The 16937-nt window shown below is 67.8% G+C and carries 19 protein-coding genes and 1 pseudogene; 14 read left to right on the top strand and 6 right to left on the bottom strand.

All coding sequences use genetic code 11. The annotated features are described in order from the left end of the window. Window positions 1–128: 128 nt before the first annotated feature. The 4 genes from tilS (at window position 129) to folE (ending at window position 4947) form a co-directional block, all read left to right on the top strand. The gene (tilS, locus tag JOD67_RS39640) at window positions 129–1097 is read left to right on the top strand and encodes a tRNA lysidine(34) synthetase TilS (protein WP_205122786.1); all 969 of its coding nucleotides are present in this window, start codon (window positions 129–131) and stop codon (window positions 1095–1097) included. A 281-nt stretch (window positions 1098–1378) separates the two neighbouring features. Further along, window positions 1379–1936: a hypoxanthine phosphoribosyltransferase gene (gene hpt / locus JOD67_RS39635; protein WP_307782721.1), complete on the top strand. Its 558-nt coding sequence runs from the start codon at window positions 1379–1381 to the stop codon at window positions 1934–1936. Window positions 1937–2227: 291 nt separating this feature from the next. After that, window positions 2228–4270, top strand: a complete 2043-nt coding sequence (gene ftsH / locus JOD67_RS39630; RefSeq protein WP_205123369.1) for an ATP-dependent zinc metalloprotease FtsH — start codon at window positions 2228–2230, stop codon at window positions 4268–4270. Window positions 4271–4332: 62 nt separating this feature from the next. Next, the gene (folE, locus tag JOD67_RS39625) at window positions 4333–4947 is read left to right on the top strand and encodes a GTP cyclohydrolase I FolE (RefSeq protein WP_443735047.1); all 615 of its coding nucleotides are present in this window, start codon (window positions 4333–4335) and stop codon (window positions 4945–4947) included. A gap of 173 nt (window positions 4948–5120) precedes the next feature. Here the strand turns inward: folE and JOD67_RS39620 are convergent, their stop codons facing one another. Continuing rightward, window positions 5121–5381 (bottom strand): DUF2795 domain-containing protein, encoded by a 261-nt coding sequence (locus JOD67_RS39620; protein WP_205122785.1) that lies wholly within the window; start codon window positions 5379–5381, stop codon window positions 5121–5123. Window positions 5382–5648: 267 nt separating this feature from the next. Between JOD67_RS39620 and folP the strand changes: the two genes are divergently transcribed. From folP to JOD67_RS39600, 4 genes are all read left to right on the top strand, one after another. Continuing rightward, window positions 5649–6518 (top strand): dihydropteroate synthase, encoded by an 870-nt coding sequence (folP, locus tag JOD67_RS39615; RefSeq protein WP_239554266.1) that lies wholly within the window; start codon window positions 5649–5651, stop codon window positions 6516–6518. 124 nt (window positions 6519–6642) lie between these two features. Then, entirely contained in the window at window positions 6643–7005 is a 363-nt protein-coding gene (gene folB, locus JOD67_RS39610; protein ID WP_205122784.1) for a dihydroneopterin aldolase, read from the top strand. Then, window positions 7002–7571, top strand: a complete 570-nt coding sequence (folK, locus tag JOD67_RS39605) for a 2-amino-4-hydroxy-6-hydroxymethyldihydropteridine diphosphokinase (RefSeq protein ID WP_205122783.1) — start codon at window positions 7002–7004, stop codon at window positions 7569–7571. Before folB ends, folK begins: the two co-directional genes overlap by 4 nt. A gap of 34 nt (window positions 7572–7605) precedes the next feature. Then, on the top strand, window positions 7606–8106 hold the full coding sequence (locus JOD67_RS39600) for a DUF3180 family protein (protein ID WP_205122782.1): 501 nt from the start codon (window positions 7606–7608) through the stop codon (window positions 8104–8106). On the opposite strand, the gene JOD67_RS39595 is transcribed toward JOD67_RS39600, so the two are convergent. Next, window positions 8103–8276 carry a hypothetical protein gene (locus JOD67_RS39595; RefSeq protein ID WP_205122781.1) on the bottom strand — a complete coding sequence of 58 codons (174 nt, stop codon included), beginning with the start codon at window positions 8274–8276 and terminating at the stop codon, window positions 8103–8105. The genes JOD67_RS39600 and JOD67_RS39595 overlap by 4 nt on opposite strands. A 208-nt stretch (window positions 8277–8484) precedes the next feature. Here JOD67_RS39595 and JOD67_RS39590 point away from each other — a divergent pair, with 208 nt between their 5' ends. After that, window positions 8485–9126: a hypothetical protein gene (locus JOD67_RS39590; RefSeq protein WP_205122780.1), complete on the top strand. Its 642-nt coding sequence runs from the start codon at window positions 8485–8487 to the stop codon at window positions 9124–9126. Between the two features lie 237 nt (window positions 9127–9363). Here JOD67_RS39590 and JOD67_RS39585 read toward each other — a convergent pair whose 3' ends face one another. Continuing rightward, window positions 9364–9843 carry a MarR family winged helix-turn-helix transcriptional regulator gene (locus JOD67_RS39585; protein ID WP_205122779.1) on the bottom strand — a complete coding sequence of 160 codons (480 nt, stop codon included), beginning with the start codon at window positions 9841–9843 and terminating at the stop codon, window positions 9364–9366. A 66-nt stretch (window positions 9844–9909) separates the two neighbouring features. Between JOD67_RS39585 and JOD67_RS39580 the strand changes: the two are divergent. After that, window positions 9910–11235 (top strand): annotated as a pseudogene (locus tag JOD67_RS39580) (MFS transporter); the annotation flags it as partial. A gap of 18 nt (window positions 11236–11253) precedes the next feature. On the opposite strand, the gene JOD67_RS40935 reads toward JOD67_RS39580, so the two are convergent. Continuing rightward, window positions 11254–12459, bottom strand: coding sequence for an NADH-quinone oxidoreductase subunit D (locus tag JOD67_RS40935; protein WP_307782720.1), 1206 nt, complete (start codon window positions 12457–12459; stop codon window positions 11254–11256). 32 nt (window positions 12460–12491) lie between these two features. Between JOD67_RS40935 and JOD67_RS39575 the strand changes: the two genes are divergently transcribed. From JOD67_RS39575 to JOD67_RS39560, 4 genes are all read left to right on the top strand, one after another. Then, on the top strand, window positions 12492–13556 hold the full coding sequence (locus tag JOD67_RS39575; protein WP_205122777.1) for a hypothetical protein: 1065 nt from the start codon (window positions 12492–12494) through the stop codon (window positions 13554–13556). Beyond that, entirely contained in the window at window positions 13553–13873 is a 321-nt protein-coding gene (locus tag JOD67_RS39570; RefSeq protein WP_205122776.1) for a hypothetical protein, read from the top strand. The genes JOD67_RS39575 and JOD67_RS39570 overlap by 4 nt, the downstream gene beginning before the upstream one ends. A 76-nt stretch (window positions 13874–13949) precedes the next feature. Further along, on the top strand, window positions 13950–14186 hold the full coding sequence (locus tag JOD67_RS39565; protein ID WP_205122775.1) for a hypothetical protein: 237 nt from the start codon (window positions 13950–13952) through the stop codon (window positions 14184–14186). Between the two features lie 408 nt (window positions 14187–14594). Further along, on the top strand, window positions 14595–14936 hold the full coding sequence (locus JOD67_RS39560; RefSeq protein ID WP_205122774.1) for a hypothetical protein: 342 nt from the start codon (window positions 14595–14597) through the stop codon (window positions 14934–14936). Here JOD67_RS39560 and JOD67_RS39555 read toward each other — a convergent pair. Continuing rightward, window positions 14916–15581, bottom strand: coding sequence for a response regulator (locus JOD67_RS39555; RefSeq protein ID WP_205122773.1), 666 nt, complete (start codon window positions 15579–15581; stop codon window positions 14916–14918). The two genes, JOD67_RS39560 and JOD67_RS39555, sit on opposite strands and share 21 nt — an antisense overlap. Beyond that, a complete protein-coding gene (locus tag JOD67_RS39550) occupies window positions 15578–16756 on the bottom strand; it encodes a sensor histidine kinase (protein WP_205122772.1) in 1179 nt (392 codons plus the stop codon). Before JOD67_RS39550 ends, JOD67_RS39555 begins: the two co-directional genes overlap by 4 nt. Window positions 16757–16937: the final 181 nt, after the last annotated feature.

Below are 16937 nucleotides of genomic sequence, written 5' to 3'. Positions count from 1 at the left end.
CCGCGGTCCAGTTCGTCACCCATAGGACGAACTATGAATTCCTCCTGCACCACGCCCAGCCGGGCGCGGTGCGCCGCGCGCCATCGCGCTACGCGCGATGACCAGCGCTACTTAAGAGACACGGCCTAGTGGGCCCCCACCCGGCGGTCGCGGCGGTCCGGCTGGCGGTTCGTACGGCGCTGGCCGACCTCTCCCCGGGCGATGTCGTGCTCGTCGCGTGCTCCGGCGGGGCGGACTCGCTCGCGCTCGCGTCGGCGCTGGCGTTCGAGGCGCCCGCGGCCGGCTGGCTCGCCGGCGGGGTGACCGTCGACCACGGGCTGCAGCTGGGCTCGGACACCCGCGCGGAGGGCGTGGCCGCGACGTTGCGCGGCCTGCGGCTCGACCCGGTCGAGATCGCCCGCGTGACCGTCGGGACCGCCGGCGGACCCGAGGCGGCGGCCCGGACCGCTCGGTATGAGGCGCTGGACGCGATCGCGGAGAAGTTGTCGGTGGCCGCTGTTCTCCTGGGCCATACGCGCGACGACCAGGCGGAGACGGTGCTCCTCGGGTTGGCGCGCGGCTCGGGAGCGCGGTCCCTGGCGGGGATGGCGGCGCGCTCGGGCACGTACCGCCGACCGTTCCTCGCGTTGGACCGGTCGACCACCCAGCGCGCGTGCTCGGAGGCGGGGCTCGCGGTCTGGGAGGACCCGCACAACCTGAACGCCGCGTACACCCGGGTGCGCGTCCGGCACGGCGTGCTGCCGGTGCTCGAGCACGAGCTCGGCCCGGGCGTGACCGCGGCGCTCGCCCGTACGGCCGACCAGCTGCGCGACGACGCCGACGCGCTCGACGAGTGGGCCACCCGGGCCGCCGAGACCTGCGTGGGGCAGTCGGGCGTGGACGTGGCCGCGCTCGAAGGCCTGCCCGCGGCGATCCGCCGGCGGGTGCTCCGGCGCGCGGCGCTGGCTGCCGGCTCGCCGGCGAACGACCTGTCCTCCGGTCACCTCGCCGCGATGGACACGCTGGTGACGGACTGGCACGGGCAGGCGTTCGTGGAGCTGCCAGGCGGCATTCGCGTCCATCGGGTCGACGGACGACTGGAGCTAGGCCGCGTCTGACGGATATCGCCGGGCTCGCGACACCCCGCATCCCGCCTGGCCGCGTTGCAGATCTGCGTCCGTATTCCCGATATGGCCTTGACCTGCACCACGCCCAGCCGGGCGCGGATGCGCCGCGAGCTGATCCGACGCTCTCCGTCATCCCCGGCCTTGGTCACGCCGGAGTGACTGACGTCACCTGTCCTTCCTGCGTTGAAAGTCAGGGTCTGCCGGGCAGGTCCCGCTTGGGTATGAAACGCTGTTCCGGCCGTACTTCTCCGCCGCACCTGGGAGCTCTCAAGGTGGACGCCGACCAGATCGATCACGACCTCGAGTCGATCCTCCTCACCGAAGAGCAGATCCGTACCCGGGTCGCCGAGCTCGCGGCCGAGATCGAACGTGACTACGAGGGCCAGGACCTGCTGCTCGTCGGCGTGCTCAAGGGCGCGGTGATGGTGATGGCCGACCTCGCCCGCGCCCTCAGCCGGCACGTCGAGATGGACTGGATGGCGGTGTCGTCGTACGGCTCCGGCACCCGTTCGTCCGGCGTGGTCCGGATCCTCAAGGACCTCGACACCGACCTCACCGGCCGGCACGTGCTGGTCGTGGAGGACATCGTCGACACCGGGCTCACGCTGTCCTGGCTCGCGTCGAACCTGAAGTCGCGCGGCCCGGAGTCGGTGGAGATCTGCACGATGCTGCGGAAGCCGGACGCGATCAAGACCGACATTCCGGTCAAGTACGTCGGGTTCGACATCCCGAACGAGTTCGTGGTCGGGTACGGCCTCGACTACGCCGAGCGGTACCGCAACCTGCGCTCGATCGGCACGCTCGCCCCGCATGTCTACTCGAGGTCGTGACCAGCGTCACTGACTAGCCGGCCAGTCAGGGCCAGCCCTCGGGAACACCAGCGGTGACCTGCGACGTTCGATGAGGGAGACGCACGCGAAAGGTACGCTGCTCGTGCGCCGGCCGTTGGCCCGGTGTACCTTCGTAGTCTCCCCACGCCGTGGGCTGTGAGCGGTGTTGGGCCCGACAGCGGTGCGGTCACCGCCGAGGGGACGCCGATCGTACTGGTGCGCCGCATCGACGACTCCCCGTCGATCGGTTACGTGGATGAGCAGGAGGGACGGAGCCCGACGCTCCGCGCTATGGACTTCAAGCGATTCTTCCGTGGGCCGATCTTCTGGATCGCCGTCCTCATCATCGTGGTTCTGCTCGTCGGCGACTTCGCCACCCGCTCCGGCGGCTTCAAAGAGGTCGACACGTACCGCATCATCCAGGAAATCGATGGAAACGATGTGCGGTCCGCGGTCGTCGTCGGGGGCACGGAGCAAGAGATCCGGATCACGACGAAGGACGGTCAGAAGCTTCGCGCCGCCTACATCGAGGGCCAACAGGTCGAGCTGGTCAAGACTCTCCAGGAGAAGACCGACAGCAAGCTGATCCCTGACGGCTACGACGTCAACATCTCTCGGCCGAGCCTCATCGGGACTCTGATCTCGACACTGCTGCCGTTCATCCTGATCGCGATCCTGTTCCTGTTCTTGATGAACAGCGTCCAGGGCGGCGGCTCACGGGTGATGAACTTCGGCAAGTCGAAGGCGAAGCTGATCAGCAAGGACACCCCGAAGTCGACGTTCGCCGACGTCGCTGGTTGCGACGAGGCGATCGAGGAGCTTGGCGAGATCAAGGAGTTCCTGCAGGAGCCGGCGAAGTTCCAGGCCGTCGGTGCCAAGATCCCCAAGGGCGTGCTGCTGTACGGGCCGCCCGGAACCGGTAAGACGCTGCTCGCCCGAGCGGTCGCCGGCGAGGCAGGAGTGCCGTTCTACTCGATCTCCGGTTCGGACTTCGTCGAGATGTTCGTCGGTGTCGGTGCGTCCCGCGTACGCGACCTGTTCGAGCAGGCCAAGGCGAACGCGCCGGCGATCATCTTCATCGACGAGATCGACGCCGTCGGTCGGCACCGTGGCGCAGGCCTCGGTGGCGGTCACGACGAGCGCGAGCAGACGCTGAACCAGCTGCTCGTCGAGATGGACGGCTTCGACGTTCGCGGTGGCGTGATCCTGATCGCCGCGACCAACCGGCCGGACATCCTCGACCCGGCGCTGCTGCGCCCGGGCCGGTTCGACCGACAGATCGGCGTCGAGGCGCCCGACCTGATGGGCCGGCACAAGATCCTGCAGGTGCACGCTCGCGGCAAGCCGATGGCGCAGGCCGTCGACCTGATGGCCGTCGCGCGTCGTACGCCGGGCTTCTCCGGTGCCGACCTGGCGAACGTGCTCAACGAGGCGGCGCTGCTCACCGCGCGGCAGAACAAGAAGCTCATCGACGACGACGCGCTCGACGAGGCGATCGACCGCGTGATCGCCGGCCCGCAGAAGCGGACGCGTCTGATGAGCGACAAGGAGAAGAAGATCACCGCGTACCACGAGGGCGGACACGCTCTCGTCGCGGCGGCGCTGCCCGGGACAGACCCGGTCCACAAGGTCACGATCCTCCCGCGTGGTCGCGCGCTCGGCTACACGATGGTGCTGCCGGACGAGGACAAGTACTCCACGACGCGTTCGGAGATGCTCGACAAGCTCGCGTACATGATGGGCGGCCGGGCCGCGGAGGAGCTTGTCTTCCACGACCCGACGACCGGTGCGGCGAACGACTTCGAGAAGGCGACCGGCCTAGCGCGCGCGATGGTCACGCAGTACGGCATGACCGAGAAGCTCGGCGCGATCCGGTTCGGTTCGGACGCCAACGAGCCGTTCCTCGGTCGCGACCTCGGACACCAGCGCGACTACTCCGAGCAGGTGGCGGCACAGGTCGACGCCGAGGTGCGGAAGCTGATCGACACCGCGCACCAGGAGGCGTTCGACATCCTGGTCGAGAACCGTGACGTGCTCGACAACCTCGTTCTCGAACTGCTCGAGAAGGAGACCCTCGACAAGGAGCAGGTCGCGCGGGTGTTCGCCCCGATCCGGCGGCGCGAGCTTCGTCCGGCCTGGACCGGCTCGGCCAGCCGCGTTCCGTCGGAGATCCCGCCGGTGGACACGCCGAAGGTGGCCATCGCGAACGGTCAGAAGTCCGGCGAGCAGGGCGGCCTGGTCATCGCGCCCTCGCCGGCCGGTGAGGCCGACGTGCACGAGAAGCGGACGCAGGACCCGTCACCGGGGCAGACCCCGGGTTGGTCCGGCGCCTGATACCGGCAGTCGAGAACGGGCATATCCCTCGGGGTATGCCCGTTCTTCGTTAGGTGAGTGGTGTGAACAGATCCGACGAGCCCGAGGGCTATGTCGACCCCGCGAAGGTGCCGCCGTTCGACCACGAACGTGCGGAGGCGGCCGTTCGGGAGCTGCTGTACGCGGTGGGGGAGAACCCGGACCGTTCGGGGCTGGCCGACACCCCGGCCCGGGTGGCGCGGGCCTACGCGGAGATGTTCGCCGGGCTGCGGATGCGGCCCGAGGACGTCCTGTCGACGACCTTCGAGCTCGGGCACGACGAGATGGTGCTCGTGAAGGACATCGAGGTCTGGTCGACCTGTGAGCACCATTTGGTCCCGTTCACGGGCGTGGCGCACATCGGCTACATCCCGAACCGGGCCGGCGAGATCACCGGCCTGTCCAAGCTCGCCCGCCTGGTCGACGTCTTCGCCCGCCGGCCGCAGGTGCAGGAACGACTGACCACCCAGATCGCGGAGGCCATAGTCCGCATCCTCGAGCCGCGCGGCGTGATCGTCGTGATCGAGTGCGAACACCTCTGCATGACCATGCGCGGCGTCCGCAAACCGGGCGCGAAGACAGTGACCTCCGCCGTCCGCGGCCAACTCCGCGAAGCCGCTACCCGCGCCGAGGCCATGAGCCTGATCATCGGCTCCTAGCGCCACCAGCCCACCCCAGACGCGACTCTGCCCGCCGCGGGTAGGCGGCGGGCAGAGTGGGGGCGACCCCGCTCGACGTCGTTTCGGGGGCGACGCCGAGCGGCGCTTTCTATATGAACCGACCGTGAGGCCGGGTGTCCAAAGTTGAGGTGACGCGGGTACTGCTATCGGGCCTAGAGGCCAACGGGAACGTGGGGAAGGTCGACCCAGAGCTGACGCTGGTGGACGTACACGCGGTCGGGAAGCTGTTCGAGCAGGGCGATCAAGTCCGGACGCGCCGCCTGGGCGTGCGCCGTCTCGATCAGCTCGCCGCGGCCGGCAGGGCCGTGAGCGAACGCATCATCGAGAACGTCGAGGATCTCGACGCGAGTAACGGGATCAATCGCGACATTCACCGTGGGACGAACGGCGAAGTCAGCGGGGGCGGTGCTCATGACGCTCCTTCCGCGATCAGTGTGGGCTCTGATCGACTTCGGGTGACCCTTCCCTCACCCATGGTCAACGCGCGAGATCGCCGGAGGCTACGGGGTTAGGAGCCTTTATCGCGAAAACTTCCATGGAAATCTGCCGACCTAAGACGGACAAATCGCCACAGAATCGAACATTTAAGGCCATCGAGACCTCCCACGAGACCACCTCCGACGATCGCACCCCCGAGCAAGCGGTGTAGAAACGGGATCTGACTACCAGGAGGCACGTGGATGATCGGACGACCGGCTCGCTACGTCGACGGCCTCCCGACGCCGCCCCGCACCCTGGTCATGGGTGTGGTGAACGTCACCCCCGACTCGTTCTCCGACGGCGGCCTCTGGCTCGAGCCCGACAAGGCCATCGCCCACGGAAGGCAGCTCGTCGAGGACGGAGCCGACCTCCTCGACGTCGGCGGTGAGTCCACCCGCCCTGGCGCCGAGCGTCCCAGCGAGGAAGAGGAGCTCCGCCGCGTCATCCCCGTCGTCACCGCGCTCGCCGCCGAAGGCGCCCTCGTCTCCGTCGACACCATGCGCGCGAACGTCGCCCGCCAGGCGATCGACGCTGGCGCCAGAGCCATCAACGACGTCTCCGGCGGCCTGGCCGACGAGCGGATGCTCCCCCTCGTGGCCGAGACAGGCGTCGCGTACGTCTGTATGCACTGGCGCGGCCACTCCCACGACATGCAGTCGCGCGCCACGTACGCCAACGTCGTGGAGGAGGTCGTCGAGGAGCTCGCCCCGCGGATCAAGGCGGCCGAGCAGGCCGGAATCGACCGCAACAAGCTCGCGATCGACCCCGGCCTGGGGTACGCCAAGACCGCCGACCACAACTGGACGATCCTCGCTGGCCTGGACCGGCTGCATCAGCTCGAACTCCCCGTGCTCGTCGCCGCGTCGCGCAAGACATTCCTGGGTAGGCTGCTAGCGGATCAAGAAACGGGCGACCTGCGCCCCACCCGAGATCGCGACGACGCGAGTTCGGCGACATCGGCATTGGCCGCGATGGCTGGGGCGTGGTGCGTACGGGTACATGCCGTACGACCGTCGCTCGACGCGGTCCGGGTCGCCGCACGCTGGGCGGCCGAACCCCACGGGGTCTGATCGGCAATCCCACCGTTCCCAGCCAGGTGACGAGGGGCACACGGGTGGTCGGATGGTTGGCATACGTCGGTACTGTCTTCCGCGGGGTCGGCGGTATGGGGTCAGGCAGGAGGTGGGACGCACGATGGGAGATCGGATCGCTCTGCGAGGGCTTCAGGCTTTCGGCCATCACGGAGTCCTGCCCGAGGAGCGCCTGAACGGGCAACCGTTCGTCGTCGATGTCGTGCTGGGCGTGGACACCCGCGCCGCGGCCAAGACCGACGACCTCGCCGAGACCGTCGACTACTCGTCCCTGGCTGGCCGCGTCGTGGAAGCGGTCGGCACTGATCCTGTGAACCTGATCGAGACCCTGGCCAAACGCGTCGCGGACGTCTGTCTCGCCGAACCCAAGGTGAACGACGTCGAGGTGACCGTGCACAAGCCCCAGGCCCCGGTCGGGGTGCCGTTCGACGACATCGCCGTGACCATTCACCGGAGCCGCACGTGACCGAGACGCCGAACCCCCACATCATCGATGCCGACACCCTGACGGGCGGGCTGCGTCCGATCCGTCGGGTCGTGCTCGCGTTGGGCAGCAATCTCGGCGATCGCGCCGCCAATCTGCAAGGCGCGTTGAACGCACTGGCGGACACGCCCGAGCTGCATATCGTCGGTGTCTCGCCGATCTACGAGAACCCCGCGATCGGCAGCCCGGACGAGTCGCCGGACTTCCTGAACGCGATCGTGGTCGCGGACACCACCCTGCAGGCACGGACGATTCTTGAACGTGCGTTGGCTGTTGAGGACGCGTTCGGTCGCGTACGTACGGTGCGGGGCGCGCCTCGTACGTTGGACGTCGACCTCATCGTCGTCGGCGACAAGGTGATCGACGAGGAGGACTTCGTGCTGCCGCATCCGCGGGCGCACGAGCGCTCGTTCGTGCTGATCCCGTGGTCGCACGTCGACCCCGACGGCGAGGTTCCGGGGCATGGCAAGGTGGCGGAGCTGGCTCGTTCGGTGGACACCTCGACGCTCACGCGGGTGGACGGGCTCGAGCTCCGGCTCGACGACTGAGCGGTTCCTTGGGTCCATACGCGAGAATCGAAGAGTGAACCCGGTTCGGACCACCTCGATCCCGCTCGTCGTCGGCCTCGTCCTGCTCGGCGGGGCGGTGGGCTGGTCGGGGGTGTCGATCATCGAGGCGACCGGTGGGACGGTGCCGCGCGCGCCCTGGTCGGCCGCCGCGGGGCTGGCCTTCTTCGCCGCGCTGCTGTTCGCCGGCGCCTGGTACATGTACGACCGGCTGCAGCGCAAGCACCGCTGGGTGGAGCCGCTCCTGGCCGTTCGCCTGCTGGTGCTGGCCAAGGCGTCGGCGCTGGTCGGGGCGCTGGTCGGCGGGGCGTACGTCGGCTTCGCGCTGCACTTCGTAGCTGAGTACGGCACCTCGACGGGCCGCGACCGGGTCGTGCTGGGCCTGCTGGCCGCGGTTGCCGGCCTGCTGGTCGCTGTGGGTGGGTTGCTGCTGGAACGGGCCTGCAAGGTGCCCAAGGGGCCTGACGACCCCGCGACGGACGACTCGCCAGCGACAGGGTCGAACCACCGCCACTAGAGGCTGACGGGGCCAGACGGCGGTAGCTGTTCGTTGCCCTTCGGCTGGGTGTCGCCGAACGCGTCACGTTCGGCGCGGTCGTGCCACGGGCCAACGGAATAGCGTCGGTCGACGACGTAGCCCACGATCAGCAAGATCACGACGCCGAGCAGGATCCAGATCCACACCATGGCCGCAGTGTGACAGGCCTCACACCCCAAGGCAACGAAGCGGTCCGGGCCTGATAGCCAGCCCGGTGACGCGCTGTCTGACGGGTGAACGTGACGTGGACACAGAGCGTCGCCCGTTTTGTGGTCGATTGACTACTTTGCGTGGCCGACAGGCCGATTGGGCAGGGGGTGCTAGCGGATCCCGGTCACACATCGTAATGTCGGCGCTATGAGTGTCGGCGGTCACCACCGGAGCCACAGCCTGGCGAGGCTGTTGGCTACTCCCTTGTTGTTGGCGGTGGCCGCGCTGGTCGGGTTCGCCGTCTATCGCGGCCAGACCGTTCTCCTCCAAGTCACCGCGGTGATGGCGCTGGCGATCGGCGTCCTGGCCGTCATCCTGTTCGACCGGGAGCTCGTCAACGCCCGCCGCGACCACGGCGCCGACCGGGCGAGCCTCGCGCGCTCGTACATGACGATGTACGCCGCCCGCGTGCGCGAGCAGGTGGAGGCGACCAGCGGCGTGACGCTGCCGCTCACCGGTGAGGAACTCGCCGCGGAGCCTGTCGCCGAGGTCGCCGAGGTCGCCGAGGTCGCCGAGGTGCCGCTTGCTGAGCCGGCAACCAACGGCATCGCCTCGCCGCTGCCGGTGGTGGTGGAGCTGGGTTCGGTCGCCGCTCAGACTGAGACGCCGGAACTGTGGGAGAACCTCCGCGACGCCCCCACGGTCGTCGATCTGATCGCCTTCGAGGAACGCGCCAAGCTCGCCGAGCTCATCGCCGCAGCCGAGGCCGCCGACGAAGCGAAGGCCAAGGCGGAGGCAGCGGAGTCCGACGAAGCCGCGGAAGCCCCAGCGGCCGAAGAGACTGCCTAATGGGAGCTGCGCGTCTCGCGCAGCAAGGTGAGCAGCGCTTCGCGAATGCCGCTTTACCTGGCGTTTGGGTGCTCTACCAGGGGTGTATCCCAGGTAGAGCGGCAAATGATCATGTAAACATGATCATTTGCCGTCGCTGGGAGCCACCGGAGAGGCATCCAGGAGCATCCGGGGCGGCCTGCTCGTCAGCCATGCCGAGATGCCATTGCGTCGCTCCAGACACGTTCGTCGCAGGCGCTAGTCGGCTGGCTGGTCCGGCTTGCCGGTCCGCTTCTGGTCGTAGGCCCGCAGGACCCTGGTCAGCAGCTCGGCCAACGTCGCCTGCTCGGCCTTCGACAGCACCGCCAGGTACTCCGTCTGCGTCTTGCGCGCCAACACCATCAGCCGCTTCGTGAAGCCCTTCCCGCTGTCCGTCAGCCCCACCAGCTGCCGCCGTCGATCCCGTTGGTCACGGAACCGTTCGACGTACCCCATCCCCTCGAGCGCGTCCAGATAGCCCACCAGGTGGCTCCGGTTGAGGTCCAGCCGCTCGGCCACCTCGAACTGCGGCATCGGCCCGAAGTCCTGCAGCGCCAGGAGCGCCGCGAACTCGGGGAACTTCAGCCGGTGGTCGTCCAGCACCCCGCTCAACGCCAGTCGCCCGATCCGGGACACGTGCCCGGCCAGGTACGACTGCAGTCCAAGCAGGCTTGGCGGTCGCACCCCGGCATCATCCATGGCGGGCATCATATCCAGCAGGCATCGTGCTTGGCGGAAAGGATGTCATGATGTAACTATATCTGCATGACATCGAATCCAACGGGCATTGATACACCGAGACGCGATGTCGGCGGGGCATTCGCGGCCCTGCTGACCGCCGTCCTGGCGTTCTCGCTGATGCAGACGCTCGTGGTACCCGCGCTCCCCGATCTCCAACGCCAGTTGGACGCCTCGACGACCGTCGTGCCGTGGGTGCTGAGCGCGTTCCTCCTCACGGCCTCCGTCGCCACCGGGCTGCTGGGCCGGCTCGGCGACATGTTCGGCAAGCGCCGCATGCTGCTCGTCGCCCTACTGGTGTTCGGCATCGGCACCCTGATCGCCGCGATGGCGAGCTCGATCGGCGTCCTCATCGCCGCGAGGGCGATCCAAGGCCTCGGCGCAGCCACGATGCCGCTGGCGATCGGGATCGTTCGCGACGTGTTCCCGCGCGATCGCGTACCCATCGCGATCGGCTGGATCAGCGCCACGTTCGGCGTGGGCTTCGGCGTCGGCCTCGTGGTCTCCGGCCTGATCGTGGCCAGCCTGGGCTGGCAGTGGATCTTCTGGCTCGGGCTCGTCGTGATCGTCGCATCGATCGCCATGGTCGCGGCATTCGTGCCCGAGTCGTCGGTCCGTTCGCCCGGTCGCGTGGACGTCGTCGGAGCGATCCTGCTGAGCGCCGGGCTCACCTTGTTGCTGCTCGCGATCAGCCAGAGTCGGGTGTGGAACGCGGTCGCGATCACCGCGCTGCTCGTCGCCGCCGCGGGACTGCTCGTCGCGTTCGTCCTCGCCGAGCGCCGGATCCGCCAACCCCTCGTCGACGTACGCTTGCTGAGCCGCCGCCCGATCCTCACGACGAACGTGGCGACGCTCATCATCGGGTTCGGCATGTTCGGGACGTTCACGCTGATCCCGCTGTACGTCGGCAGCGCATTCGGGGCGTCGGTCGTCGAGGCCGGGTTGTTCCTCCTGCCGATGGCCGCCGGCATGCTCGCCGCGGGTCCGATCGCTGGGCGGCTCGGGGCCAAGGCGGGGTTCAAGACGCCGCTGGTGCTGGCGACGACGATCGGTGTGTTGGGGTTCGCGCTGTTCGCGTTCGCGCACGACCTGGCCTGGACGATCTACGCCGGCTCGGCGGTGCTGGGCATCGCGACCGGCTTCGCGTTCGCCGCCGTCGCCAACCTCATCGTCACCGCGGTCGATCCGCGCCAGACCGGCGAGGCGACCGGCATCAACACGATCATGCGGACGATCGGCGGTTCGCTCGGCACGCAGAGCGCGGCTGCCGTCGTGGCGGCGATGCCGGGCGAGAACGGCTACACCGCGGCGTTCGCGATGTCAGCAGTTGCCATGGTGGTCGCGACGATCGCGGCGCTGGCGTACCCGCGGCTACTTGTCGATGTCGCCGACCACGAAGAACATCGAGCCGAGAATCGCGACCAGGTCGGCGACGACGCAGCCGGGGACGAGCTCGGGCAGCACGGCGATGTTGTTGAACGAGGCCGAACGTAGCTTCAGCCGCCACGGCGTCTTCTCGCCGCGGGAGACGAGGAAATATCCGTTCAGGCCAAGGGGATTCTCTGTCCAGGCGTACGTGTGACCTTCAGGTGCCTTGAGGATCTTGGGCAACCGTACGTTGATCGGCCCGGCGGGAAGCGTGCGGAGGCGGTCGAGGCAGGCGTCGGCGAGGTCGAGGGAGACGTGGACCTGTTCGCGGAGGACGTCGAAGCGGGCGAAGCAGTCGCCCTCCGTGCGGGTGACGACGTGGCCGGGGCCACCGGGAGCGAACAACTCGGCGTAGGCGAGGTACGGCTCGTCGCGGCGCAGATCGAGATCGACGCCGGCGGCTCGCGCGATAGGGCCGGAGATGCCGTACGCGTGCACGAGCTCGGGGGAGACCACGCCGACGCCGCGGGTGCGGGCGCGGAAGATCTCGTTGCCGAAGACGAGATTCTCCAACTGGGGAAGGCGAATCCGTACCGCAGTGAGGGCGGCTTCGACACGATCGAGCCAGCCGGCGGGCAGGTCCTCCTTGAGGCCGCCAACCCGGTTGAACATATAGTGCATGCGGCCGCCGGAGATCTCCTCCATGACGTGCTGGAGGGTCTCGCGTTCGCGGAACGCGTAGAAGATCGGGGTGATCGCGCCGACCTCGAGCGGGTAGCTGCCGAGGAACATCAGGTGGTTGAGCACGCGGTTGAGTTCGGCGAGCAACGTACGCGCCCAGATCGCGCGGACGGGGACCTCCATGCCGAGCATGCGCTCGACGGCGAGGACGACGCCGAGCTCGGAGGAGAACGCGGACAGCCAGTCGTGGCGGTTGGCGAGCACGATGATCTGGCGGTAGTCGCGTACCTCGAAGAGCTTCTCGGCGCCGCGGTGCATGTAGCCGACGATCGGCTCGCAGGCGACGATGCGCTCGCCGTCGAGGGTGATGCGGAGCCGGAGGACGCCGTGGGTGGCGGGGTGCTGCGGGCCGATGTTGAGGACCATGTCCTGCGTGGCCAGCTCGTCCCCGCCGCCGCGCTCGTATGTGGGCGTGGGCGCCAGCCCAGTCGCGCCGGCGCCGAGGCTGACGATGCGCTCGGTACTCACGGGGCCATGCTCGCACGTGCGATGCTGGGCGCGTGAGCGAGCTGCGGGGGAGTTCCGGCGACATGTTGGCCGGCGCGGAGATCCGCCGGCTGACGGAGCTGGCCGACCAGCGCGCCCTGGACCCTTCCCAGCCGGTGTACAACCCGATGGCGCATGCCGAAAAGTCCAAGGTGGAGTCGGTCTCGCCGGTGGAATCGGCCCGCATCAACGCCATCGACGCAGCCGACGCCGTGGAGTCAGAACGGGCGGAGCGCCCGAAATGGACCCTGGACACCCCCGTCGGCGACGAGACAGCCCGCGACGTCCTGAAGCGCTATTGCGGCGGCGAGCTGTCCGAAGCCGACACTCAGTCGCTGGCGGACTACATCAAGGACAACCGGGCCACCAAGCCGATGGTGTCGGTCGTGGACAACGCGGACCCGCTCGTGCAGAAGGTCTACATCGACCAGCTGCGAGCCGGCGGCCACCAGGCCGAGCGCCACGACAGCTGGAACGACGACCTCGCCCAAGCCGAACGCGCCCGACTGAGACTGGACACGGCCAGCCCGACCGAAGACCTCAAGTACTGGCGCGGCTCAGACGCCTTGGAGGGTCAGGACCGCTTCCACTTCTGCGCGGCGCACGCGACGCGGATCCATGACCCGGTGGCTTTCACTGTGGCAACGGCCAGATTGCTCGAGCATCCGAAGGTGAAGGCCGCGCTGGAGAGGCCATATCAGCCAGGGTTTCAGCCTCAGAGGATCAGCGACGTCACCATCGAGGAGATTCTCGACAGCGATGGTCACCTCGCATGTAGTGGCTTCCAGCTGTCGGGAGACGACACTCGCAAGGCGATGGATGATCGACGCGACTTCATGCAAGCTGTGCGGGCTGAGATGAAGAAGCCCGGTGAGGACTGCTCTGACCCGGCCGCTGATCATGAGCGAGCCGCTGAGAAGGTGCACCGCGAGACCGGAAGGGCTGCGCCGGAGATCGAGGCCATTTCGTCCTTCGAGAATGGAACGATCACCGTGTCGTTCCAGGCGAGAGCTGACATGAGCGGATACGAGGTGCATACGTTCTATCCGCTGCCGCCGAAGGTGCAAGGAGAAGGATGACCGACACATGGGTGCGCGGTGGCGACAAGCCATTCGGCACGTTGCTGAGCTATTGCGGGACGTACCTGCATCCGGACGACTACTACGGCGGTCTCGAGCAATTGAGATTGCAAGTGAGTGTTCCGGAGGAGGAGCGGCATCCGGATACGAAGCAGTTTCTGGTGGAGCTCAGGCGGGTGATCGTGGGTGATACCGAGGGGCTGCCGAAGGACGCTCTCTTCGAGGCTGCCCAGTACGACGACGGCAGCGACGATGCCTTTGTGAAGCGAGTCTGGGCGCAGCTCTTCCCCGACGAACCGCTGCCGACGAAGGGCTAGTGCCGGCTCGGACGGGGCCTGAGATTGCAGATGCTCCGCTGCCGCAGGAGGAAACCTGAGTAAGAACGATAGTTGGGTGCGCGATCGCGAGAAGCCCTTCGGCACGTTGCTGGGCTATTGCCGGACCTATGTGCATCCTGAGGTCTACTACGACGCCTTCGAGACGTTGAAGTACGCGTGCAGCCTTCCGGAGGAAGAGCAGAACGTCGACACGAAGCAGTTCAAGGTTGAGTTGCGGCGGGTCGTTGTCGGCGATCGTGCGGCGGCTATGGACCGAACTGTTCCCGACGAGCCACTTCCCACGAAGGAATAGTCGCCTGCTCGGGCGAGGCCGGTCTTTCGGCGAAGAAGACAGGACGGAGGTTGTGTCGTGAGCAGTGTGGGTGAGGCATCCGGAGAAGCCATTCGGGACGTTGTTGAGCTACCTCGGGAAGTTTCTCCATCCAGAGATCCTGGACGACGACTCATGGAGCGAGCTGAGGTCTCTGACGAGCAGGTCCGAGTCCGAGACGGATGAGCACACGCGCCGGTTCAAGGCAGAGCTGCGGCTGGTCGTTGTGGGGGATCGCGAGGAGTTGCCCGACGGGGCGCTTTTTCAAGGCCTGTTACTACGAGGACGGGAGCGAGGAGGCTTTCGTCCGGCGGCTGTGGACCGACCTGTTTCCTGGCGAGCCGTTGCCTACAAGGGGTCTAGCTGCCTCAGGAGTGGAAGAGGAGGAACGTGAGCAGTGACGTCTGGGTGCGTGACAGGGATAGGCCATTCGGCACGTTGTTGAGCTATTGCGGCACCTACTTGCATCCTGAGGTCTACTACAGCGGCATGAGGTCGCTCGTCTATGCATGCAACCTGCCAGAGGACGAGCAGCATCCGGACACGAAGCAGTTTCTGGTGGAACTCGAGCGTGTGATCGTGGGGGACGCTGAGGGTCTTGCGGAGGACGCGCTCTTCAAGGCTGCCGAATACGACGATGGCAGTGACGAGGCTTTCGTGACGCGTGTGTGGACCGAGATCTTTCCCGGCAAGCCGTTGCCGACGAGAGATTTAGGTCCCGGGTCGGACTAGGCCTGTTTCGTAGGCGAAGACGACGAGTTGGACTCGGTCTCGCAGCGACAGTTTGGCGAGGATGCGGCCGACGTGGGTTTTGACTGTGGCTTCGGAGAGGTAGAGCTTCGCCGCTATCTCCGAGTTGGACAGGCCTCTTGCCACTTCCAGGAGGACTTCGCGTTCGCGGTCGGTCAGGGAGCCGATGCGGTCGTCAACCGCGGGTTGCTGGTCCGGGAGGAAGGGGGAGAAGCGCTCCAGTAAGCGCTTCGTCGTCGAGGGAGCTACGACGGAATCCCCAGAGTGCACTGAGCGGATCGCTGACAGCAGGTTCTCCGGTGGGGCGTCCTTCAGCAGGAAGCCCGAGGCCCCGGCTTTGATGGCTGAGAAGACGTACTCGTCCAGGTCGAACGTCGTCAGCACCACGACGCGGGGGGTGGGGTCGGGCAATGTTCGGACGTGGCGGGTGGCTTCTACGCCGTCCATGCGGGGCATGCGGACGTCCATCAGGACGACGTCCGCCCGCGTTGCCAGCAGTTTCTCGATCGCCTCGCCGCCGTCGCCGGCTTCGCCGACGACGGTCATGTCTTCTTGGGAGTTCACCACCATCCGGAAACCGGCGCGGACCAGCACCTGGTCGTCGACCAGGAACACCCGGATGGTCACGACTTCTCTCCTCCAGCTGGCAACGACAGCAATGACAGCTCGGCCACGACTTGGAACCCGCCGCCCGCGCGGGGGCCGGCGGTGAACGTTCCGTTGTACAGCGCGACACGTTCGCGCATCCCGAGGATGCCTTGTCCGCGCCCGTCGTTCGCAGCCGCCGCGCCGCGGCCGTCGTCGCGGACCGACACGCGGAGCAGGGCCGGCTCGTACGCGAGCGTCACAAACGCCTTCGCTCCCGGGCCGGCGTGCTTCAGCGTGTTCGTCAACGCCTCTTGGACGATCCGGTACGCCGCGAGCTCCGCGCCACTCGGCAACGGGCGTGGGGTGCCGGTGATCTCCAGCGACACCGCCAGTCCACCGCCGCGCAGGTTGCCGACCAGCTCCTCGACCTGACCAAGGCTCGGCTGCGGTGCCAACACCGTGCTGTCGCCGTCGTTTCGCAGTACGCCCAGCAGCCGGCGCATCTCCGTCAACGCCTGCCGCCCGGTCGCGCCGATCGTCGCCAGCGACTCGCGCGCCGCCCCCGGGTCCGACGAGCCGGCGTACAGGCCGCCGTCCGCCTGGGCGATCACCACCGACAACGAGTGCGCCACCACGTCGTGTAGCTCGCGCGCGATCCGCGCCCGCTCCGCCGCCCGCGCGATCTGCGCCTGCTGGTCGCGCTCGATCTCCAGCCGGCGCGCGCGTTCCTCCAGCTCACCCACGTACGCCCGCCGGGTCCGCAGCAGGTCGCCGAGCGTCCAGCTGAACGCGACCAGCGCGCCCATGATGCCGACGCTGAACAGGAACGACCCCGTGGTCCCGAGCCAGTCGATCGACCCGAGGATCGCGCCGAGCCCGCCGACCACCAGCGCCCCGATCCGCGCCCACTGCTTCGTGGCGTACGCGCTCACCGCGTACAGCGACAGCAGGAACCCGACGTCCAGCGGGATCCACGTGTCGACCACGATCAGCTGCACCGCGCAGGCGAGCGAGATCGCGGTGAACGACGCGATCGGGTACGTGCGGCGGAAGATCAGCGGGATCGAGAAGAGCCCGATGAACCCCACTCCGACCAGGAACGAGCCCAGCACGCTCCCGATGCCGAAACCCCAGAGCGCGAGCGCGCCGGCAATGCCGACGTCCAGCACGTACGGACGCCGGCGCAGCCAGTCGTAGATCGGATGCTCACGCACAACAATCCGAGCGTACGGTGCCTGACCTGGCCGAACGTCCGTCGCAGGGATGACGCGCCGTCAGCCAGAAGATGCCGGCGCCAGACCGCCCTCGTCCGGCCAGTCGTCGTCGCGGAACAACTCCTCGAGCGAGAACCCCTCGCGCTCCAGCCGCCGGCGCAGGCGGCGGTTCTCCGCCCGC

Source organism: Tenggerimyces flavus (genome assembly GCF_016907715.1).
Lineage (GTDB): Bacteria > Actinomycetota > Actinomycetes > Propionibacteriales > Actinopolymorphaceae > Tenggerimyces > Tenggerimyces flavus.
Note: the sequence above shows the minus strand (reverse complement) of the source record. Positions and strands in the feature narration are given on the sequence as shown.